Annotated in this window: 11 protein-coding genes and 1 pseudogene; 6 read left to right on the top strand and 6 right to left on the bottom strand. The window is 60.0% G+C overall.

What is annotated here, in order from left to right; translation table 11 throughout:
• Positions 1-30: 30 nt before the first annotated feature.
• A complete protein-coding gene (locus P3T25_RS32615) occupies positions 31-5,628 on the bottom strand; it encodes a trifunctional serine/threonine-protein kinase/ATP-binding protein/sensor histidine kinase (RefSeq protein ID WP_429361041.1) in 5,598 nt (1,865 codons plus the stop codon).
• 381 nt (positions 5,629-6,009) lie between these two features.
• Here P3T25_RS32615 and P3T25_RS32620 point away from each other — a divergent pair, with 381 nt between their 5' ends.
• Complete coding sequence (locus P3T25_RS32620; protein ID WP_429361043.1) at positions 6,010-6,690, top strand: response regulator transcription factor; 681 nt, start codon at positions 6,010-6,012, stop codon at positions 6,688-6,690.
• A 495-nt stretch (positions 6,691-7,185) separates the two neighbouring features.
• Entirely contained in the window at positions 7,186-7,728 is a 543-nt protein-coding gene (locus P3T25_RS32625) for a DUF3331 domain-containing protein (protein WP_408518809.1), read from the top strand.
• A gap of 673 nt (positions 7,729-8,401) precedes the next feature.
• Here the strand turns inward: P3T25_RS32625 and P3T25_RS32630 are convergent.
• From P3T25_RS32630 to P3T25_RS32640, 3 genes are all read right to left on the bottom strand, one after another.
• A complete protein-coding gene (locus tag P3T25_RS32630; protein ID WP_429361046.1) occupies positions 8,402-9,748 on the bottom strand; it encodes an MFS transporter in 1,347 nt (448 codons plus the stop codon).
• Positions 9,749-9,829: 81 nt separating this feature from the next.
• A complete protein-coding gene (locus P3T25_RS32635) occupies positions 9,830-10,909 on the bottom strand; it encodes a Gfo/Idh/MocA family protein (RefSeq protein ID WP_429361048.1) in 1,080 nt (359 codons plus the stop codon).
• 281 nt (positions 10,910-11,190) lie between these two features.
• Complete coding sequence (locus tag P3T25_RS32640; RefSeq protein ID WP_429361050.1) at positions 11,191-12,246, bottom strand: aldo/keto reductase; 1,056 nt, start codon at positions 12,244-12,246, stop codon at positions 11,191-11,193.
• 206 nt (positions 12,247-12,452) lie between these two features.
• On the opposite strand from P3T25_RS32640, the gene P3T25_RS32645 reads away from it, so the two are divergent.
• From P3T25_RS32645 to P3T25_RS32655, 3 genes are all read left to right on the top strand, one after another.
• Positions 12,453-13,367 (top strand): LysR family transcriptional regulator, encoded by a 915-nt coding sequence (locus tag P3T25_RS32645; protein WP_429361052.1) that lies wholly within the window; start codon positions 12,453-12,455, stop codon positions 13,365-13,367.
• Between the two features lie 241 nt (positions 13,368-13,608).
• Complete coding sequence (locus P3T25_RS32650; RefSeq protein WP_429361054.1) at positions 13,609-14,463, top strand: SDR family NAD(P)-dependent oxidoreductase; 855 nt, start codon at positions 13,609-13,611, stop codon at positions 14,461-14,463.
• 16 nt (positions 14,464-14,479) lie between these two features.
• On the top strand, positions 14,480-15,415 hold the full coding sequence (locus tag P3T25_RS32655) for an SMP-30/gluconolactonase/LRE family protein (RefSeq protein WP_408519015.1): 936 nt from the start codon (positions 14,480-14,482) through the stop codon (positions 15,413-15,415).
• Between the two features lie 19 nt (positions 15,416-15,434).
• Here P3T25_RS32655 and P3T25_RS32660 read toward each other — a convergent pair whose 3' ends face one another.
• Complete coding sequence (locus P3T25_RS32660) at positions 15,435-15,632, bottom strand: tautomerase family protein (RefSeq protein ID WP_172172408.1); 198 nt, start codon at positions 15,630-15,632, stop codon at positions 15,435-15,437.
• A gap of 446 nt (positions 15,633-16,078) precedes the next feature.
• On the bottom strand, positions 16,079-16,297 hold the full coding sequence (locus tag P3T25_RS32665; RefSeq protein WP_429361057.1) for a hypothetical protein: 219 nt from the start codon (positions 16,295-16,297) through the stop codon (positions 16,079-16,081).
• A 12-nt stretch (positions 16,298-16,309) separates the two neighbouring features.
• Between P3T25_RS32665 and P3T25_RS32670 the strand changes: the two are divergent.
• Positions 16,310-17,640 (top strand): annotated as a pseudogene (locus P3T25_RS32670) (epoxide hydrolase family protein).
• Positions 17,641-20,011: the final 2,371 nt, after the last annotated feature.

Consider the following 20,011-nt stretch of genomic DNA (forward strand, 5'->3'; position numbering starts at 1 on the left):
TTTGCCTTGTTTGCCGCGCCGGCTCGCCCTTCAGGATGCGCCGCTGCCAATCCAGGGCAGGCTAAGCTGGAAGATGGCCCCGTGCCTGGCATTGTTGGACGCCCACACCTGTCCTCCGTGGGCTTCGATGATCGAACGGCAGATCGACAATCCCATGCCCATTCCGTCGGCCTTCGTGGTGAAGAAAGCGTCGAACAACCGATTTGCGTCTTCCGGATCGATGCCTGGGCCAGAGTCCTGTACAGCGACGACCACGTGCCCATCATTATCCCGATGAGACTCGATCAGTAGTTCACGTGGATCGTCGCCAATGTCAGCCATCGCCTGGATACCGTTTATGACCAGATTGATGAGTACTTGCTGAAGCTGCACCCGATCGCCGAGCAGCGGAGGCAAGTCAGAGGCAAGCTTGAGGCGCAACGAAACCCTATGATTCAAAAGTTCGCGCTGAACCAGGGATACAACGTCGTTGACTACATCGTTGAGTTCCAGCTGTGTCTTCCGCGGGGTGGCCTTCGTGGTGAGTGCGCGGATACGCCGGACAATTTCGCTCGCGCGCCTGCCTTCGGCGATCATATGCTCCACGCAGGCCCGCACTTCTTCCGGCTGCGGCGTCCTGTGGCCGAGCCATCGCAGGCAGGCTTCGCCACTGGTCACGATCGCACCGAGCGGCTGGCCAACTTCGTGGGCGATGGATGCACTCAATTCCCCAAGCGTTGTTACGCGAGTTGCATGAGCCAGTTCCACCTGCAGCGCCTGCAACTGCTCCTCCGCTCGCGTGGCCGCAGTCCGCCGCGCTGCGAGTTCCGTCTCCGCCTCCTTCTGTTCGGTCAGGTCGAGTACGAACCCTACGCCGTGTTCCTGTGAACCTTCCATCTGCGCGCCGCCGAGCAGAACCGGGACGCGGCGACCGTCCTTGCGGATATATTCCTTCTCATAGGACTGGCAACTCCCGCGCTGCCGGACTTCTTCAAGCGCCTGCTCATCGGCGGTGTGATATTCCGGTGGCGACATGGTGGCCCATTGAACTTGGCCTGACAGCAGATCTTGTCGCGAATAGCCTACGATCCGAAGAAACGCGTCGTTAGCGTCGTTGACGACACCCGCCATGTTCCAGAAGAACACGCCGATGATGTTCGACTCGACGAGTCGCCGGATGCGTGCTTCCCGCTTGCGCAGCTCCTCCTCCGCGAGCTTGCGCTCGCTGTTCTCCCGCTGCAGATCGGCATAGAGCAGCGCGTTCTCCAGCGAGATCGCCGCCTGGGAGGCCAGCAGCTCCAGCACGGACACGCGTTCGGGCGTGAACGCATGCGTGGTCAGGTTGTTCTCGAGATACAACAGGCCGATCAACGCGGAGCGCCGCATGATCGGCATGCACAACACTGACTTCGGTTGCCGGCGGGCGAAGTAGTCGTCTGCCGCAAAGGGATTCGATTGCATCGCATCCATCAGCAATACCCGCTCCTGGCAGCGCCGCACGTAATTGGTGATGGACGCGGGCAATACCGATTCGTGTAGGGACGATTCCGGCAACGCCCGTACGGGTAGCGCCCGGCCCAGATGCCGCTGTACCTGGATCGTCTGCTGCTCGACGCTCGCTTCGGCTGCGAGGACGAGACTCTCGTTGCGTGCGAGCAGCAAATGGCAAGTCTGAGCTCCCGCATTTTCGAGCAGGATGTGCATCAGCGTGTCGACCAGATCCTCGAGCACGATCTGGCCCGAGATGGCCTGCGAGGCTTTCGTGACCGACCGCAGGTCCAGTTGCGCGCCGTTGCCGAACGCAGAGGCGACTGATGAAGCCGGCTCTTCGCGCAGTTGTGGCGCGCGCTCGTCGATCTGCCTGACCTTGCCGTCGGCGCCCCAGCGCGCAAAGCAGTCACGTGCCTTTCGCATATATGTGTCGGCAAATGTCTCGAATCCACGCGTCCGGTAAAACGCCGACGCGCGTTCATAAGCAATTGCCTCGTTCTGGACGAAGTCGCGTTCGCGTGCCGATCGAATGGCCTGTTCGTACAGCCGCATGGCGTCGGAATCGTGCCCATCGAGTCGGGCAATCTCCGCGGCAATCAGCGCGGTGCGGTCCGCGAAATTCTCGGGGCAATTGCTCGCCCACGTCTGGAGCTGCCTATGGTGAGCGGACAGCGCCTCGAGATGCCTGGGTCGTTCGCCAGCCGATAACGAATCGCAGTGTGCTGCACGCGCCAGTGCATCATAGAAATGATATTCCGCCGCCTCGAAGCAGAAGGGTGACGTCCACAGCAACAGCTCGGCATTCGATCCCGCCGCGATGGCGCTAACGTAGTCACCTGCATGGAAACGCGCTTGCAACTTGCGAATCCAATACCAGCAAGCGACGAGTGCCAGCCCCGGATCTGCGCCTAAATGCTGCTCGAACCGGTCTTCGTCGAACGCCGCATCGTTGAAGGAGCCGAAGTCGGGCGTCAGACCGCGGAGTGCGTTGATCAGCCTGAGTTGCGTAGTCATGACGTCCGCGACAAATTCGAACTGCATTTTGCGTGCGAGTTCGAGGCCGCTTTCGGCTTCTCGCTGCACATCGCCGAGCGGATCTCCGGCACCTAGAAGATTGGTGATCAGGTTGTTGCCGCAATAGCCCGAAAACGTGAGGTCGCCGGTTTGGTTGGCTGCGTCAAAGGCGAGCCGCAGGAAGTCGCGGCCCAAACGTATGGGCCTCGTCCAGGGGACGATGAAGGCGCCAAAGCACGCGTAGACGCGAGCTTTGAAGCGATCCATCCCGTGCTTCCCGACCAGATCGACGCCGAGCCTGCCGAACCGGAACCCGGCCCCGTAATCGCCGAATTGCGGCCCGAGGGTCACGCCGAGCATGACATAGGCAAATCCCGAGCCGTCGCTGTTTCCGTGCTCGAGGCTCAGATTCGCCATGCGGCCGGCGATAAGACAATACAGGTTCATGTCGGTGGCGTGGGCTGGTGGCTGGACGGCAGTTAGCACGTCCAGGGTGGCGCGGCAGAGGGGATCGGTCATCAAAGGTAAATCGAGGAGTTGCTCGATCGAGCGGTTGCCCATCCGTTCCCACAATCGCTCATATTCCTGTTGCACCTCCTCTTTCCGCGGGTGCGCCGACCACGTGACGCCGACGGCACGGAGATATTCGAGGCTCACTTCAACGGCACGGTCGGCTTGTCCCGCGTTCATATAAAGTGCCATGCGCAGGCACGCGACGACGGCCTTATCGATGAGGTTCGCGGCGCAGTGTGACAGCATCGACAGTCGCTGTTCCGCCGTCCTCAGGTAGCCGGTCAGGAATTCGCATTCGGCACGCTGAAAACCGAGCGAGAACGTGAGCGCATCGTGCCGGTTCGTACCATCCTCTGCCACCAGTGCGTCGCCGGCAGTGAAGTAGGCCAGTGCCGATGCGTAAGCCGTGGCTGTTTTGGCACGCATGCCAGCGGAAAGATTGAGCTCAGCGACACGCTCGCGTTCCGCCTGCGCCGTGATTAGCGCGGCGCCCCGATTGAACTGGTTCGCCACGTCGAACAGATGCTCGGCGAGCTCGTCGGCCGTCATGCTCGAGAGGAGCACGCGACCGATGCGCAGGTGTACTTCGCAGCGGCGTCCTTCGGGAATCAGTGAGTAAGCCGCTTGCTGGATCCGGTCGTGCAGGAACTTGCCGCTGCCGTGGGTGCGCAAGATCAAATTTTCGCGCACCGCAGGCGCAAGGTGCTGCTCAACCTTGGCTTGGCCGCTGACCAGCGCGAGAATCCGCAGGTCGAACTTGTTGCCGAGGCAAGCGGCCAGCTGCAGCGCTTCCTGTGCCGGGATCGGCAGTTGCCGTAACTTGCCCAACATCAGATCGACGACGTTGTCGGCAAAGTCTTTCGCCTTGATCTGGTCCAGGTCCCACCGCCATGCCTGGATCTGTGCATCACGCCGTAGCAACCCCTCCTTGTGGAGCGCATCCAGGAACTGGATAAAGAAAAACGGGTTGCTCTCGGTGCGTTCGCAAATGAGGTGGGTGAGCGGCTCGCAGGACGCGGGTGGCGCATGCAGCGTGTCGGCCACCAACTGGTTCAGATGCGTAGCGGACAACGGCGCGAGCCGGATGTCGACCACGGGCGTGCCGCTGTGATGGATCGCACCGAGACTCCTCATAAGCGGATGCGCCCCGCTCACTTCGTTGTCGCGATAGGCGCCGATCAGCAGCAGATAACAGGTGTCTGGGTGGGTGAGCAAGTGCTCGACGAGCGCAAGGCTGGCCGCGTCGATCCACTGCAGGTCGTCCAGGAAGAGGGCCAGCGGGTGTGCCTTGCTCGTGAACACTGTCACAAATTGCCGGAAAACCAGGCGGAGCCGGTTTTGAGCCTCCGTTGGCGGCAGCGCCGGTACCGGAGTTTGCGGGCCAATGATCAACTCGACCTTGGGCAGCACATCGAGAATGAGCTGGCCATTGACCCCGACCGCAGCCTGCAGTTGTTGCCGCCAGTCGGCGATGCGTGCGGCACTTTCGGCCAGCAATTGCTGCACCAGTTCGCCAAACGCCTGCGTAAGGGTGGCATAGGGAATGTCTCGCCGGTACTGATCGAACTTGCCCGAAATGAAGTACCCACGCTTCGCGACAATCGGCTTGCGCAAGGCGTCGACCAGCGACGACTTGCCGATGCCTGAGTACCCGGATACAGTGGCAAGCGCCGCCCGGCCGGTGGCCGCCATGCATTCGAATACACCGAGGAGCGTATTTGATTCCTGATCGCGCCCGTACAGTCTGTGTGCAATCTGGAATCGATCCGACAAGTCGTCCGTGGCGAGCAGGAATGGCTCGATCCGGCCGGAGGTGCGCCATTGCGCCAGACAGCGGTCAAGATCGGATTGCACTCCACGCATGCTTTGATAACGATCCTCCGGTAGTTTGGCCAGCAGTTTCATCACGATGTCCGACACCGGTTGCGGCACCGCGGGCGCGATGTCGCACGGCGGCGGTGGCATACGGGCGATATGGCAATGCGTCCATTCCAGCGGATCGCTCGCCTGGAACGGCAACTGACCTGTCAGCATGCGATAAAACAACACGCCCATCGCATAGCAATCGGTCCGGTAATCTACGGGACGATTCATGCGACCGGTTTGCTCGGGGGACATATACGCCCACTCGCCCACGGATGCGAAAACGTCCTCTACCGAGACGGTGTGTTCCTGGGTCGTCGCGAGGCTGAAATCCACCAGCAGGACATGGCCAGTTTCTGGCGCGACCAGAATATTGGCCGGTCGCAGATCTCGATGGATGACATGGGCGATATTGATGCCCGCCAATGCATCGGCCAGGTGATGGGCGATCGCCAGACAGCGAGGTAGGTCTAGGCGCGGGCCGTGGCACAAAACGGTTTCGAGCGACTTGCCTGAGAAGTCTTCCAGAACCAACACCTGCCGTTCGCGGTCATCGATCAGGGCAAGCGGTTTGGCAATGCCAGCAACTTCCAACGTTCGAAGGAGCAGGTATTCGCGTTCAAAACGAGCGGATTGGGTTGCGCTGGCGTGTTCAGGAAGGAGCTTCAGAAGCACCGGCATGCCGTCCGACAAGCGGCGGGCACGGTAGAGGGTCGAGCCCGCAGTCATGTAGACCCGATCAATGGTCTGACAATTCGCGATAATCATTGCCCCCCCTTGTCTGCCGGCGATCCGGCCGGACACCTGCACGTTGCATCCCGTCGTTGAATGGGGCGTAGGCCCGCATGATGTTGGCTTTCGCCAAAGTGATCACTTCGTGATCCGCAACGATTTAACATCTAGTTTACTCGGTCGCCAATGAGGCGCATGAGCAATGGCAAGTTGATGAGCGTAAGACAAGACGCCATCAGGGGGCGACAATCGTTCAGAAAGCAATCAACGGATTCTGGGTGAGATCGGTGAATCCGCGCCAGGCAACGAAGCCTTGCTGCAAGCTGTTTGGGATGCGGTGACGCGCGCAACAGTGGGGCGTAAAATAGGCGCATACCAGCGGGGTGCGACTGCATTCCGGCTTCGCGAGGTGTCCAGATGACTACTAGACCGACCCGCCGAATGACGGATGAACCCGAAGCAACCGACGGTTCCGTCATCTACGTTGTCGATGACGACGAGGGAATCCGGCGAGCCCTTGACTTGCTGTTGCGCTCCGTAGGCTTGCGTGTGGAAACGTTCGAGTCCCCGGACGAATTTCTCCGGTTTCCTCACTCCGCGGGACCGAGCTGTCTCATCCTGGACGTGCGACTCCGCGGGAAAAGCGGCATGGCTTTTCACCAGGAAATCGTCAATAGCGGTATGCATATTCCCGTCGTATTCATGACCGGTCATGGAGACATCGAGATGGGGGTGAAGGCGATGAAGGCTGGCGCGCTCGATTTCTTTGCGAAGCCATTCAAAGACCAGGACATGCTCGACGCGGTTGCTCAGGCCTTGGCGCGAGACAACGCGCGGCTCGCGGCAGAAGCCGCGTTATCCGGTCTGCGCGCTGCGTACCTGTCTCTTTCGCCGCGCGAGAAAGAGGTGATGGGCTTTGTCCTGTCCGGTCTGCTGAACAAGCAGATTGCCTCTGAGATGAACTTGAGCGAGATCACGGTCAAGGTCCACCGTGGACAAGTCATGCGAAAAATGAACGCGCGTTCGATGCCGGACCTCGTTCGCAAGGCGGAATCGCTTGGTATCAAGCCCTGTCTGCCCGATAGCCGTCATTGCTGAGCGCCATCGTACGCGAGCGCTCCTGCAGACTATTTGCGCGCCTTAAGGGGGGCAAGCTCGGTGAAGTTTGCTTGCCGTGCTTATACGTCCGTATAAGGCGGTTACGCTAATGCGGCATCGACATATCCAACCGTAGAGTAGACGCGCCCTCCGGCTAAACCTACTCTTATCTCAACGCGACACGCTCGCTGGTATTGCAGCGTATAGCTCGCGGTTCGGCACGACGACCACATGGCACTCTCGGATGGCCGCCCGACCGATTCCCTTCTCAACGTCAGCAAGGAATCATCGTGTCACATGTTCTACGCAGCTGGATTCATATCGGCAGCAACGCATATAACGAGTACACATTCGTGCCGTGGCTCGGCAGGACCATTTATCGCCGTACGGTCGACTTCTCAGCCATATGCATCCAGTAGCCGCAAGTCGGGCGTTGTTCGACCTCTACGGTTGTTCGACTGCTGCTTCATTATTTGCCAGGGATAGGAAACGATCGTGAACGTGGAAATCAATACGAATGCTGACATCCGGTCAGAAAGTGAATCTTGTCATGCGCCTGCTTTTCCTGCGTTGTCCTCATCCCATCTTCCATCGCATCGGCCGGACCGACTCACTTCGGCGCCTGAGATTCGAGACCCGTGGGCGACGACGCTCGCAGTCATCGATCAATTTTTTTCTCCGCCAGACCCGATGCGGAATTCTCCGGACCTGTCCGGTCGCTCCCGCCTGGGTGGCGAGCCGCTCAATTCGCGCAAGCCGGACGGTGGTGACGTGCGCACCTATACTGTGACGGTCGTGGAGGCGCTGTCCAATTCGCTCTTCGCGTTGCGCTGGCACGACGCGACGTTTTGCAACTACGAGGAGCAAATCTGGGCACCGTGCCTCGCTCCCGCGGCGGGGCGTTGCGCACTGTCCGGCGAGCACATCAACAAGGGTGACCCGGTCTACCGTCCCCGAATCCGCGGACGGTTCATCCCACTTAACAGCGATGCAGTGATTCTGGCCAGCGAACTGCACAAGGCCAGCACACGCGACTGAGAAGCGCTGGAGTTGGCGATGTTGACTCAAGCTCACCGGTAAAGCAACGTTGGCGTACTGGCCCTCTTCGGGTGCATGCCACCGTTTGGCCACACGCGGTTCAACATGAAACCAGAACGCGTATCGAGGATTGCGTGCAATGCGCGCGATTCGCGATCGCTGTCGTGGAGAGATCTTTCAGCTCATGCTTGCCACCGCGTCGGGCCAGGCGAAAAGCGGGATTCACGGATACGGCCAGAATGAATTCGTGCCTTGGCAGATTGGCGCCATCACGTAAGGTGGCGTTTGCGTTTTCTTTGGTTGCGCATCATGCGGGCTCAGCGGCCTGACTCCTGGGGCTAAAGCGCGTCCGTTCCTTGCTCGGAACTGGACGGTCGCAAGTTGCATCCGAACGGCAGCGAGGCGGCGAGGGCGTGTGAAAACGCCCCGATCGACTGAAATTCCGCGGAGATCGTCTGGATTTTTCCATCCAGAATGCGCACTGGCGTCTCACTTGCGCTTCGAATCGAGCCGGCCGCATTTCGCGCTCAATCACTCCTGCAAAAGCTCACCTCGGAGGCGTTATGCTTCGGCTTATTAAACGCAGCTAACGGTCAAGGATCGATCGGGTAGCCCTCAAAAGTCAAAATCAGTTCTGCAGACGCTCGGGCAGTGTAAGTCCTCGTATAGGAGCCTAGTTCGACTGCATGACCCGGTACGCGTCCCGCTCCCGCTTCTTCGGCGGCACGATCATTTCGATTTTGCCGACGAGGAAAATATACGAAAGGATGCCCAGAACGGCGACGATCGAGACGTACCACATCGCATAGTGGAAGTTATGCGTGCGCTGCAGGATCATGCCGAAAACGATGGGCGTAGTAATGCCGGACAGATTGCCGAACAGATTGAGGAAGCCCCCCATCGTACCGATGAAATTGCGAGGAATGACGTCCGTAAACACCACCCAGCCGAGATTCGCGACGTTGTTTCCGAAAAAGGCCAGCGAAAGGATCCCGATCGCGATGACGGGCTGGTCCTCGAAAAAATTGACAGTGACGATCATGGCCGTCAACACGAGGCCAACGATCACCGGCAACTTGCGTGCGAGCGTGACCGATTTACCCTTTTTCAGGAGGCTGTCACTGAGAAAGCCACCCACCAGCATGCCGACCATCGCCATGAGATAGGGAATGGATGCGCCCAGTCCCGCTTTGGAAAGCGTGAGATGCAATGCCTTTTCAAGGTAGACGATGAACCATGTCATGAAGAAGATCAGCGTCGAGTTATAGGCGAACTGCGTGATGAACAGGCCCCAGACAGTTTTGTTCTTGAGGAAGTACAGGACGCCGTCTCTCTCGACCACGGTGCTGACCGTGGATTGATCCTGAGATCCGTAGCCGCCACCGGCCTTGATAAGGTCGAGCTCGGCCTGACCGGTTTTCCTGCTGTCTTTTGGGTCACGATAAACGATCAGCCAGTAGACCCCAAAGACGATCCCCGCTCCGCCCGTTGCATAGAACACCATTTGCCAGCCGTAACGGCTCGTCAGAAAAGTCAGGACGGGCGTGAACAATGCAAGACCGATGTATTGCGAACTGATATAGGTCGCCGTCGCCCGTGCGCGTTCGTTCTTCGGAAACCAGTTCGCGACGATCTTCGTATTCGAGAGATACGACGGCGCTTCAGCGAGGCCAATCAGGGCCCGGCAGACCAGCAGCACAGCAAACGAGGCGCCGAGGGTCGCGAAAAGATGATGGGATGCAAAGCCCATTGCGAACGTACATGTGCTCCAGATGACTATTGCACTGCCGTATAGAACTCTCGATCCGATTCGATCAAGGAGATACCCGACGGGAAGCTGGGCGGCCGCATACGTCCACGTGAACATCGAAAAGAGCAGGCCGAGCTGGGTCGGCGAAAGGCCGAATTCCCCCTGGATCCTGCTGCCCGCGATCGAGAGATTCGCACGATCCATGTAGTTGATGGCGGTGACTACAAACAGTAAAAAGATAATGAAATATCGGGTCTTTGTTGTTTTCATGATTTCGCATTCAAGATGCCGTCTGGACGCTCGCCCAAACATGCATTGCCGGCATGGAACACCGGCGATTCGTCGTCCTGCTCAGAGTGGGAGTTTTACAACCGCATTCTTCTGCGCGCTGCGATAGATAGCTGTGAACAGTTCTACGGTCTTCCGGCCGTCCAGTCCGTCGATCAAAGGCTTCGTGCAGTTGCCGACGGCAGTCAGGAAATCATCTATTTGCTGCTCGTGATAGAAGTACAGGGAATCCGCGGAATTGAAATACTCCGCATCCGCGTTTCTCCACTCGGCGAGCATTCCTTCTTCGCTTTTGATCGTCCAGATATCGTTGTAAGGCGGTTCGGTGATGGTCGAGACGCCGGCGATGAACATCGCGCCGCCGTCCGTCTGCACGCCGACCGACGCGCCGTTATCTCCGTGAATATGAACCTTCCCGTACAAAGCAGGATTCTGTGAGTTGCTGACCAGAATGTTGGCAATCGCGCCGCTTTGGAACTTGATGACGGCCACCGCGGTGTCTTCGACTTCGATGTAGTCGTGGTTGACGTTCTTCCACACTCCGTAGACCTCGTCGATATCGCCCAGATACCAGAGGAGCAGATCGAGCTGGTGAGGTGCCTGGTTCACGAGCACGCCGCCTCCTTCGCCAGCCCACGAGCCACGCCAGGGATCGCTTTCATAGTACTGGCGGTCGCGCCATCCGAGCATGACGACGTTACCGATGACAGGGCGGCCAATCTTGCCCGCATCGATGGCCTGCCTGATTCGCATCGCGGACGGATAAAAGCGCCGCTGGCACACGACGCCAACCGTACGCCGGTGTTCTTCCGCACATGAAAGAATGGCATCGCAGTCTTCGAGCGAAGAAGCGAGGGGCTTCTCTACGAGAACGTGACAGCCGCTTTTTAAGGCGGCGATCGCAACGGGAGCATGCTGAGGATGCGGAGTGCAGATGCATACAACGTCGACCTGCGCGACTTCCACCATCTCTTCGACGCTATCGAACGCACGCACGCCGTATTGTTCACCGAAGGCCTTTGCTCGATCGAGAGAGGTGCTGCATACCGCCACGAAGTCCGAGTTCTCGAGGTTCGAGAGCGCCCGGGCATGGAAATGACCTACCTTTCCGCAACCGACGATGGCCGTTCTGAGTTTTTTCATGATGATTCGGTGTACGTCGTGAATGCGAGCGAGGCGCTGCTGCCACCGGTCCGGTGGCAGCGCACGATGTCGATCGCGGATTGCGTGACGCGAGGAGTGAAGGGGCATCGATCGGCTTGATTGCACGGCAGGCTCATGACGGCGCGCCATGGTCAAGTGAAGTCGCTGCAAGCGCAAGTCGACTTCGCGATAGAACTACTGCGATCCGGCCAAGGTGGACATCTCTGTATGACCTGCGATCTTTCAGAGCGGCCGGGGGTCGATCTCGGCCGCATCACCCTCTACGCCTTGAGATGGGGCCCCAGCAGCGACAGGTCCGCAACTGAAAGACGATCGTGCGCGGTCTGCACCTGATGCCAGTACGGGTAGAGCAGGGGCGGCGCGCTCACCTTGTCGAGCCGCTCGCGCTGTTCGTCGGTCAGCCTGAGATTCGCCGCGCCGAGGTTGTCGAGCAGTTGCTTCTCGTTGCGCCCGCCGATGATGACCGACGTGACGGCGGGGCGCCCGAGTGTCCATGCGAGCGCGACCTGAGCGGCTGAGACATTCTGCTCGCTGGCGATCTCGACAAGCGTGTCGACAATCGACCACAGTCGTTCGGCGTCACGGATCGGCGGCTCCGTCCAGCCCGCGAGCTGACGCGTGCCCTCGGGCGTCGCGTCGCGGCGGTGCTTACCGGACAGCAGGCCGCCTGCGAGCGGGCTCCAGACGAGAATGCCCAGGCCTTGATCGAGTGCGATCGGCGCGAGTTCGTATTCCGCTTCGCGTGCTTCGAGCGTGTAATGGATCTGCTGGCTCACGAAGCGCGGCAGACGATCGCGTTCGCTCACATGCAACGCCTTCATCAGGTGCCAGCCTGAGTAGTTCGAGCAGCCGACATACCGGACCTTGCCCTGCCGGACAAGCAGGTCGAGCGCCTCAAGCGTTTCTTCGAGCGGCGTGAGTCCGTCCCATTCGTGCACCTGGTAGAGGTCGATCACATCAGTCTTGAGGCGGCGCAAGCTCGCCTCGCAGGCCTCTATCAAATGATGCCGCGACAAACCCCGGTCGTTCGGGCCGTCACCCATGGGAAAGCGGGCTTTTGTCGCAATCAGCACGCCGCCTTTGCGCTTGCCGCCGAGCACCTGGCCGACGATTTCCTCCGACGCACCGTTCGAATAGACGTCCGCGGTATCGATCAGGTTGACGCCCGCGTCGATGCACATGTCGATCTGCCGGTGCGCCTCGTCGAGGCTAACCTCGCCGACGCTCGCGAATTTGCCTTTGCCGCCCATCGTCATCGTGCCTAGCGTGATGGTCGACACCTTGAGGCCCGAACGGCCAAGTTGACGGTAGTCCATGATGAAGCAATCTCCATGTATGTTGCGAGGATTTACAGCCGGCGTGCGGTCGTTAAGCCCGATTGCGCCCGCATTTCGTGCCCAGTGTTCCTTGACGTCCCCAGACGTTCGACGATAGCGGAGATTGAGTTACCATTCCAATAGAAAGATATGATTCAATTGTGCGGGTTTCGTGATTAATCGTCTCTGCAAGAAAGAGTGTCAACGTGGATTTGAAGCAGCTGGAACATTTCGTGGCGGTCGCGGAAGAGCGGCATTTCACGCGCGCGGCGCGGCGCCTCAACCTCGTGCAGTCCGGATTGTCTGCGTCGATCCGCTCGCTGGAAGAAGACCTGGGCGGACCGTTGTTCAATCGCAGCACGAGGCGAGTCGCCTTGACGCCTGCCGGTGAAGTGCTGTTCGCAGAGGCGCAGCGGGTACTGGCTGCCGCGCGCGACGCGCGGCACGCCGTAACGCAGGTTCACGGGCTCGCACGCGGCCGGCTGAGTATCGGTGCGATTCACGGTCTCGCGCCTTTCGTCGACCTGCCCGCATCGCTAGGACAGTTTCGGGCCGCGTTCGGTGGGATCGATATCGAATTGACACTGGACGGGTCGCGCGCGTTGATCGACGAGGTGCGGGAAGGGCGCCTCGACCTCGCGTTCACACAGCCACCGGATACGTCGCTCGATGGTGTCGGATCGCACATGTTCGCATGCGAAGGAATGGTCGTCGTCTGCGCGACGCATCATCGCCTTGCGGGCGCCAGCGGGCTGGCGCTGGCCGATCTCATCGACGAAACATTCGCCGACCTGCGCCCGGAGTGGAGCGTGCGGCGGCTGGTCGATCGATGCTTTGCGGCGGCAGGGCTGCAACGCCGGACCAGCTTCGAGGTCAACGACATGCCGATGTTGCTTGAACTGGCCGCACAGGGGCTTGCGATCAGCATGGTGCCCGAATCTGTGGCCGCCGCGAGGGGGAGCAACACGCGCGGCGCGCCGGTCGCAACGGCGAGCCTGTGCGAAGCCGAGGAGCCCTGCTGGGAACTCGCGGCTGTTTTTAAGGGAAGTGCGGGAGAACCGCTCATACCCGTCGCCCGTGCTTTCCTGGACTTGCTCAAATTGCCCGCGGTGGCGACCTGACGCTCGACTGGCTCCGCGCGGCGATACTGAACGTGGCGGTAAGCGGACATCCAGTGAACGTGGCCGAATGTCGCTAGCGGGTCACAGCCGTCCGCGCCATGCTTCGGACCGCTCCCCAGCGGTGCCCCCTGTCGGTCACGCAAAAAAAGCCTTCATGCTACGATCGTCGACTCACTGTTCGAATGGATCGGGATCGCGACCGCTAGGTGGCGCCGCGATTCCGGCGCTAACGAGGATTCTGATGACTCATTCTGCCCTGACTCCGGGCGCCGTCGCCGTGATCACCGGCGGCGCCGCTGGCATTGGCCTGGCTGCTGCCAAACGCTTAGCGCAGCTTGGGCTGCGCATCTGCATTGCCGACCTCGGCACCGACCGCGTCGCGCGGGCGGTGGAGGAAATCGCCGCGCTGACCGCAAACGGCACACAAGACGTCTTCGCGGTTGAGACCGACGTCAGCGTCGCCGACGAAGTTCGCCGCCTGCACGCAACCGTCGTCGAACGCTTCGGCGGAACAGATGTGCTGATGAACAACGCCGGCATTCAGCCCGGCAGCGGGATGTTCGGTCCAGCCGAGAACTGGGAGCGCGTGCTGGGTGTCAATCTGTGGGGCGTGATCCACGGTACGCAGGTCTTTGTGCCGGACATGATCAAGCGCGGTCGTCCGGGGCTCGTGATCAACACCGGTTCAAAGCAAGGCATCACGACGCCGCCGGGCGACCCCGCATACAACGTTGCGAAGGCCGGTCTGAAAGCGTTCACCGAAGCGCTGCAGCACGAACTGCGCAACACCGCCGACTGCCAGATCAGCGCTCATCTGCTGATTCCTGGCTTCGTGTTCACGGAACTGACGCGGAACGGCCGCGTGGAAAAGCCCGTCGCCGCATGGACGCCCGAGCAGACCGTCGATTTCATGTTCGAGCGTCTCGACGCCGGCGACTTCTACATACTGTGTCCCGACAACGACGTGCCGCGTTCGCTCGACGAACTGCGCATTCTATGGGCGGCAGGCGATATCGTCGAGAACCGGCCCCCGTTGTCGCGCTGGCATCCGGACTACGCCAGGGCATTCGAAGCGTTCATCAAGCAGCCCCGTTGACTCAAGGGCCAGCACTATGTGGCAACAAAGTGAAACCTATCCCGATCCCGCAGTGGAAGTGCTCGATCCGCGCTTCCTGAAATACCGGATCACGAACGCGGCGGTCGAGCGGCTTGCGACGGGCATGCGCTTCGGCGAAGGCCCGGTGTGGTTCGGCGACGGCCGCTTCCTGCTGTGGAGCGACATCCCGAACAACCGCATCATGCGGTGGGACGAGGAATCCGGCGCGACGTCGGTATTTCGCAAGCCATCGGGGTACGCGAACGGCAATACACGCGACCGCCAGGGTCGGCTCATCACCTGCGAGCACGGCAACCGGCGCGTGACGCGCACCGAGTACAACGGCACGCTGACCGTGCTGCTCGACCGCTTCGACGGCAAGCGGCTGAACTCACCGAACGACGTGGTCGTGAAGAGCGACGACAGCATCTGGTTCACTGATCCACCGTTCGGCATCTCTAACAACTATGAGGGTGTCAAAGCTGAGCCCGAACTGCCGACCAACGTATACCGCTTCGACCCGGCCACCGGCCGGGCAGAGGTGGTCGCCGACGACATCGTCAATCCGAACGGCATCTGCTTCTCGCCCGACGAACGCCGCCTCTACATTGTCGAATCGGGCTCGAAGCCGCGGCGCATCCGTGTGTACGATGTCGAGGACGGTCGGCGCCTCGTGCACGGGCGCGTATTCGTCGATGCGGGCGAAAACGGCGCGCCAGACGGTTTCCGTTGCGACACGGACGGTAACCTGTGGGCCGGTTGGGGCACTGGACCGGGACTCAACGGTGTGATGATATTCGCGCCGGACGGCAATGCGATTGGCCGCATCGTTCTGCCCGAACGCTGCGCGAACGTCTGCTTCGGTGGCGCAGCGCATAACCGGCTGTTCATGGCGGCTGGGCAGTCACTGTACGCGCTATACGTCGATGCGACTGCGGCGGTCGCAACCTGAGCGCGTCCGCCATGCGGGTTCAAGACGTGCGCTGGCGCTCACTGAACGGAATGCCGCCTCTTGACTTGGAGTCTGGTGAAGACTCCACGATCTGCACGACAACCTGTTCAGCGGCGACACCAAAGCTGTCAACCACAGCTTTGGTAATCCCCGTCATCAGCGCTTTCTTTTGCTCGGGTGAGCGTCCTGCTACTGCGTAAACGATGACTTCTGGCATAACGTGCTCCGACGGGTTGGCAAGGAATTGCAACTGGAATCATAGCCGCACTGCACGGCGTGCGCTTGAGCCTGTGCAATAGAAGCGTAGCGTGAATGCTGCTGGCCTTCTTCAAGAAATTCCTTCGTGTAGGTGGCCTTGGGGATTCGGTTCATCGATACCTTCATTCCTCAATTTTACGGAACGTTGGCATCCACTTTTCCCGGTCGACCTTATCAGCATGGCAGGTTCACGCAGCGTTCGTAAGTCGGTCGGAATTGAGGCTGAATTGGCGCGTGATCGACTGCAGCCTATCGCCCCATTCCCAGGCGCCGAAGATGTCATGCACGTTTCGGCAGGTGGTGGGTGAGGCCGCGACGCGACCAAGTGAGGTCACCAAATCCGCGAGCATCCGCGTGAGGCACCCTGTTCCTGATCCTTGCTATCAAGATCTGGTTGGGCCCGCACTACGGACGGAAGCGTACCTGAGTGAGCTCTTCGGACACCTGCCACAAACGGCCGACGTTCGAAGCGTCCTTTGCCTGCCTGGCGACGCTCGCCTCGCCAATCCTGCTTCCGCGTACCTCCAGAAAGCCTTGTGGACCATAGTAGCCACCGCCATTGACGTCACGCGAAGTAGCCGCGTATAGGGTCGGCAGGGCGCCCGCGTAATCGGTGTTCAGCACGGCGCCGATGAAATGACTAAAGACATTATCGATCTCCCTGCGCCGTCGCGTCGTCGTTTTATTGGTATCGCAACGGCGTCCCTTGCTGCGGCCTCATTGAGCCGTTACGCCTTTGCGGAAACGAGTCAATCCATTACTGAAGTTGCCCCAGCGGGGGGCGGCGACAAAACCACGATCCGTCCACTTCGTGTGCATGTGCCAGAATCACAACTCGTCGATTTGCGCAGACGCATCAAGTCGACACGTTGGCCGGAATGCGAAACCGTAACGGATGCGTCGCAAGGCGTGCAGCTCGCGACGATGCAAAAGCTCGCGCGGTATTGGTCGACAGATTACAACTGGCGCAAGGTCGAAGCGAGATTGAATGCGCTGCCGCAATTCGTCACCGAGATCGATGGGCTCGACATCCATTTCATCCACGTTCGTTCGAAACATCAGAATGCGTTACCCGTCATCGTCACGCACGGATGGCCTGGCTCGATCATCGAGCAGTTGAAGATCATCGATCCGCTGACCAATCCAACGACTCATGGCGGAAATGCCTCGGACGCTTTCGACGTAGTGATCCCTTCGTTGCCGGGCTACGGCTTCTCAGGCAAGCCGACTGCGACCGGCTGGGATCCTGCACGTATCGCGCGCGCGTGTGGATCGTGTTGATGAAGCGCCTTGGATACACGCGCTACGTGGCGCAAGGAGGCGACTGGGGCAATGCGGTCACGGAACAGATGGCGCTCATCGCGCCGCCGGAACTGCTGGGCATTCATACCAACATGCCGGCCACCGTACCGGACGACATTGCCAATGCACTGAAGTACGGAAACGCGCCGACGGCCAGCCTCTCGCCGGATGAGAAGCACGCGTTCGATCAGCTCGACTACTTCTACAAGCACGGTCTCGGCTATGCGCAAGAGATGGCGAACCGTCCGCAGACGCTGTATGGGATCGAAGATTCGCCTATCGGCCTCGCTGCATGGATGCTCGATCACGACGCTGCGAGCCAGGCAATGATCGCTCGCGTCTTTGACGGTCAGACCGAGGGCCTGACGCGAGATGACGTGCTCGACAACGTCACGCTCTATTGGCTGACGAATACAGGTATTTCGTCGGCGCGGCTGTATTGGGAAAACAAGCTCAACTTCTTTGCGCCGAAGCACGTTACGATTCCCGTTGCCGTGAGCGTGTTTCCGGATGAAATCTATGCGGCCCCGCAGAGCTGGACAGAGAAGGCGTATCCGAAGCTGATTCACTACAACCGCCTTCCGAAAGGCGGTCACTTCGCGGCGTGGGAGCAACCGCAGGCGTTCACGGAAGAAGTTCGCGTGAGCTTCCGGACGCTGCGCTGACCTCAAAGACGCGGATGACACCGCTATGCGTCGTCCGCGTCGTTCGGTAATTCATAGCAGACTTTACTGACTCCAGGGCTCCCGCGAATGGCGCATGCTGTTTCGCTTTACTGCTGCCGCCGCGCGAGACTGGCGCCGGTTCCGCCGTTACGCCCGTGCCCGTGTCGAGCACGCGCCGGTAGAGATGACCGCGTGAATGACCGTTATAGCCTGATACTGTTGAAAAAGTCGCTGCGTGGCTTTTTCAAGTCGCTCGCAGGAAAATCGACCTCTCAAATCGGCCTACAAACCGCTCGCAGACATCGGTCAAGGGTAAGAAGATTCCTGAGGTGCGACGCGTGTCGCCGTCCGCCGGACGTAAATCGGCAACGTAGTGGATGGCAAAGCTCTTCTCTGCCTTGTCACATTCAACGACCTGAACATCGGAGATTGATGCCGTGACCTGCTGTACGACCAGCAGTTGCCTACCCGGACGTGCGCGACCGGTAACGGTCGGGTTCGAAGCTCCGGGGACAACGTACTCTCCCTATGGGCGATTCACCCGGGCGACCGGGCAGGGATCGACACTGCCAGCCGCCGTGCGGTGTGGGGGCCAGGCAAGTTCCGCATGGTGCGACACGTGCTGCTGCCCGCGGCGTGTCGAACGTCAAGCAGTAAAGGGCAGCAAAGCTCGTTTTTGTCTTGTCACACTTTCACCGCCGAAGTATGACGATGGGAGCTGTGACCTGTTGTGCGACCAGCAGTTGCCTACCTGGACACGCGTGATTGGTAACGATCGGGTGTGAAGCTCCACGAACAATGCACTTCGCGAAAGCCGGCCCGCTCGGCGACGAGATCAGGGGCGACGCTGCTAGCCGCAGTGCGGCGTGAAGGCTAGGCAAGTTCCGTACGTGCAACAAATGTGAACCGCCGATAAACCTCGTCACTTGCAATGGGCCAAAGCGGCTGGCAGGCCCGAACCAAAACGGTGCGCAGCCGGTTGTCCTCTTCATGCGTGGGGGCACGTCGTCAAAAGAGCTGCCGGGGGAGAGACGGGCACTAACCGGACAGGCCCGGGAACATTCGGGTCGGCAAAAACGGGAACGTGGTAAGTCCAATTGTCCGCCCACGCCAGTGGTTTGGCTAAGGCAGGTGACCCGCAAGGGAAGCTGGTGGGCGAGTGGATATGAGAACGCGGAAAAAGCGAATGGTGGGCCGTAATAGCTCACATAGGGGTTCGAGATTTGCCCCGACCTGAAAGGGTGCAGACTTCCGCGAGGTGCGGCTGTCGCAGGCCAGTATCTGAAGTTCGAGACTGGGAAGCTTGAGAGAGGCTGCCTCGTTGCAGTTCAGCGCCCAGGTCCCGGCGACGGAATGGACCCACGATATGACGACTGCGAAGGGCCTGTGCTGGATGACAGGACCGGCATCGACAGATGATGCTTTGGCTGTGCCTGAGCCGCTTGCGGTGAAAGTCGCTTGGGCGGTTCTTTGGGGAGGGGGCGGCAGCAATGCCGTCTCCTTACCCGCTCACAACGTACGTGAACTGTCGATGGAATCCTCGTTATCTTCGAAGAGCCAAAGCTGCTGAGAGGCTCTGGCCAAAATGGTAAATGGCCGGTTGCACCTTTTTCAAGTGGGTGCACGTCGTCACGAGGCCATCGGGGAATAGACAGGTGCAAAACGGACAGGCCCGGGAACATTCGGGTCGGCAGGGATGGGAACGCGGAAACCCCGATTCCTCGCCCTCGCTCGGGTTCATTGGAGCGATGGCAGGTGGACCGCAAGGAACGCTGTTGGGGAAGCGGGAATGAGAACGCGCAAGAAGCGAAGGGTTGCCTGTAATGGGCGACATAGGAGTTCAAGATTTGCTCCGGCCTGAAAGGGTGCTGATGTGCGCGTGGTGCGGCTGTCGTTAGCCAGCACCTGAGGTTCAACAAAGGACAGCTTGTGAGAGACCGGTTGGGCTACGGTTCAGCGTCCTTGTCCCGGTAACGGGACGAATCGATGATGTGACGCTGGCGAAGGTTGTGTGGGATGACGCAACCGGCATCAATGTGATGTTTAATGCCGTGCGCGAGCCGTATGCGGGGAAACTCGCATGTACGGTTCTTCGGGGGCCGCATTTCCGGGAGGGAGCGCGGCTACCCACTAACCTCCCGACAGAGACGGACAGCGACTTTTTCAACAGTAACGTCTGGAAGCTGCCGTTACGTTCATGCTTGGTACAGCGGCCGGAGAGGGTTGAACAGTGCACACCGGCCGCCGACGCAGACTGGCACTCCATTTAGATGGAAGGAGTGTAGCGAGAGCGGCGGCGAGGGCCGCGCGGGTGCTGTTCATATCAATCTTCAGGGTAGTGGAACAAAAGGGGGGCGAACAGGCGTGTGGC

Source organism: Paraburkholderia sp. GAS32 (assembly GCF_050434225.1).
Lineage (GTDB): Bacteria > Pseudomonadota > Gammaproteobacteria > Burkholderiales > Burkholderiaceae > Paraburkholderia > Paraburkholderia madseniana.

Excerpts from the sequence above, each read along its gene's own strand:
- P3T25_RS32635 (WP_429361048.1), bottom strand. The coding sequence starts at position 10,909 with ATGAAAAAACTCAGAACGGCCATCGTCGGTTGCGGAAAGGTAGGTCAT.
- P3T25_RS32620 (WP_429361043.1), top strand. The coding sequence starts at position 6,010 with ATGACTACTAGACCGACCCGCCGAATGACGGATGAACCCGAAGCAACC.
- P3T25_RS32640 (WP_429361050.1), bottom strand. The coding sequence starts at position 12,246 with ATGGACTACCGTCAACTTGGCCGTTCGGGCCTCAAGGTGTCGACCATC.
- P3T25_RS32650 (WP_429361054.1), top strand. The coding sequence starts at position 13,609 with ATGACTCATTCTGCCCTGACTCCGGGCGCCGTCGCCGTGATCACCGGC.
- P3T25_RS32630 (WP_429361046.1), bottom strand. The coding sequence starts at position 9,748 with ATGAAAACAACAAAGACCCGATATTTCATTATCTTTTTACTGTTTGTA.
- P3T25_RS32655 (WP_408519015.1), top strand. The coding sequence starts at position 14,480 with ATGTGGCAACAAAGTGAAACCTATCCCGATCCCGCAGTGGAAGTGCTC.
- P3T25_RS32660 (WP_172172408.1), bottom strand. The coding sequence starts at position 15,632 with ATGCCAGAAGTCATCGTTTACGCAGTAGCAGGACGCTCACCCGAGCAA.
- P3T25_RS32615 (WP_429361041.1), bottom strand. The coding sequence starts at position 5,628 with ATGATTATCGCGAATTGTCAGACCATTGATCGGGTCTACATGACTGCG.